This window comes from Thermobifida cellulosilytica TB100 (assembly GCF_001517975.1).
Lineage (GTDB): Bacteria > Actinomycetota > Actinomycetes > Streptosporangiales > Streptosporangiaceae > Thermobifida > Thermobifida cellulosilytica.
Genome location: NZ_KQ950188.1, coordinates 53,450 through 55,613, shown reverse-complemented (window position 1 = coordinate 55,613; position 2,164 = coordinate 53,450). Strand labels below are relative to the sequence as shown.

The 2,164-nt window shown below is 73.3% G+C and carries 3 protein-coding genes; 2 read left to right on the top strand and 1 reads right to left on the bottom strand.

Features of this window, described 5'->3' with window-relative positions; genetic code table 11:
• Positions 1-701: hemerythrin domain-containing protein (locus AC529_RS18435; RefSeq protein WP_198156486.1), on the top strand; the 701-nt coding region annotated here is incomplete at its 5' end.
• An 84-nt stretch (positions 702-785) separates the two neighbouring features.
• On the opposite strand, the gene AC529_RS18430 is transcribed toward AC529_RS18435, so the two are convergent.
• Positions 786-1,694 (bottom strand): universal stress protein, encoded by a 909-nt coding sequence (locus tag AC529_RS18430; RefSeq protein WP_068758616.1) that lies wholly within the window; start codon positions 1,692-1,694, stop codon positions 786-788.
• Positions 1,695-1,976: 282 nt separating this feature from the next.
• Between AC529_RS18430 and AC529_RS18425 the strand changes: the two genes are divergently transcribed.
• Positions 1,977-2,164, top strand: a 188-nt coding sequence (locus AC529_RS18425; protein WP_157080280.1) for a helix-turn-helix domain-containing protein, incomplete at its 3' end; no start/stop codon positions are given.

Below are 2,164 nucleotides of genomic sequence, written 5' to 3'. Positions count from 1 at the left end.
CGGTGGTCGCCGTACCCCTCGCCGAGGAGCGGCAGGAAGCGGCGCCCGCCCCCGCCCAGGACTGGTCCGCCCGCCTCGGCGTCACCCCCACGCCCGACGACGGCACCCGCCTCAGCCCGCGCAGCCGGGAACTGTGGGACGAGAGCACCCGCCCCACCCGGCCCGTGCCCGAGACCGGCGCCGACTACGACGCCACCTCCCGCGCCCTCGGCCAGCACCTCGTCGACGTCCACGACCAACTGCGCGCCGAGCTCGGCCGCCTGCGCGACCTCATCGACCAGGTGCGGGCGGGCACGCTGAGCGCCGGGGACGCCCGCTCGGCCATCAACCAGATGACCCTGCGCCAGAACAACTGGAGCCTGGGCGCCTACTGCGCCTCCTACTGCCGGGTGGTCACCCAGCACCACACCCTGGAGGACACCTCCGTCTTCCCGCACCTGCGCGCCCAGGAGAAAGAGCTGGAGCCCGTGATCGACCGGCTCACCGAGGAGCACCACGTCATCCACCGGGTCCTCAACGACGTGGACACCGCCCTGGTGGAGTTCATCAACAACCCGGGCGACTTCGCCCCGCTGCAGGAGGCGGTGGACGTCCTCACCGACACCCTGCTATCGCACCTGGCCTACGAGGAGCGGGAACTGGTGGAGCCGCTGGCCCGCTACGGCTTCTACGAGGGGCAGGTCCGCGCGCTGCGGCGGTGAACCGGCGCGGGGCGGCCGGGCAGGGCGGGCATCCTCTCCTCCCCAAGCCGCCCCGGCCCTGCCGCGGCCGCTGCCCGCGGCAGGTCACCCCAGCCAGTCCTCCTCGGTGTCCCACCGGTGCCGCACCACCGCGACAGGCGTGGAGGACCGGTGCAGCACCGACTGGCTCACCGAGCCGAGGAACAGCCCGGCGACGCTTCCCCTGCCGTGGGAGCCCACGACCACCAGGTCGGCGTGGCGGCCCGCGTCGAGCAGCGCCTGCACCGGGTGCTCGTAGACGACCCGGACCCCGATCGGGACGTCCACCCCCACCTCGGAGCGGGCCCGCTCGACCAGGCCGTCGATGTAGTCCCGGGTGCGCTTCTCGAACACGCCGAAGTTCATGGTGTACCCGGCGGCGGCCAACGCCATCGGGTCCAGCGGCGCCGGCAGTTGCCAGCCGTGCACCACCGTCAGGGACCCGTCCATGCGCGCGGCCTCCCGCAGCGCGAACCGCAGCGCCTCGTCGGACACCTCGGAGCCGTCCACACCCACCACGACCTGGCTGCCGTGGCTGCGCGTGGTGTCCGCCCCGGGCGGGAGCACGACGACGGGGCAGAACGCCCGGGCGCTGACGCCCACGCTCGTCGAGCCGAGCAGCAGGGTGGCCAGCGCGCTGTGCCCGCGCGTCCCCACGACGAGCAGCTCCGCGGTCTCGGAGAGGATGCTGAGCGTGCTGACCGCCCCGCCCTCGAAGGCCGCGGTCCGCACGGCCAGTTCGGGGAAGGCGTCCCGCACCCGCTCCCGGGCGCGCTCCAGCAGCGCGTCGACCTGCTGGCGGACCTCCTCGGCGGCCGCACCGAAAGGATCGACCACCGCGTACACGATCCGCAGCCCGGTGCCGCGCTCCACCGCGGCGCGGGCCGCCCAGTCCAAGGCGTTCCAGCTCTCCGCAGAGCCGTCGACGCCCACGACCACTCCGAACCGGGTGTACTCCTCGCTTCGCTCCGCCACTCGCCGCACGCTCTCCGTCGCCACCCGGACCTCCGTCTGCCGGCACCGCCTCTCACTCTGTGCTATCCCGAAGCGCCGCGGGGTCGACAGTGCCCAACGGAGCAGACGAAGCGGGACGTTCGTCCTTCTCTTCTCCCAGCCTGGGACGTTCAGCAGAGCCGCGGAAGGGACCTCGGTCCCGGCCTCCCTGCCCTATCGGCCCGCTATAGACCCGGCCCCGGCGAGCATGATCAGGACGAAAGGGGTTAGTCGCGCTGGGAGAGACCGGAACCAGGAGGGACCGTGAACGTCAGGGACCAGAGGGCCCGCGGTGACCTCGGCCGCCGCGTCGCCTACCGCCGCACCGAACTGGGCCTCTCCCAGGAGGAGGTGGCCGAGCGCGCGGGCATGGCCGTCGGCTACATCGACTACCTGGAACGCAACCCGCCCAACCTCAGCCCGGGGGCGCTCTCCCGCCTCGCCGAAGCCCT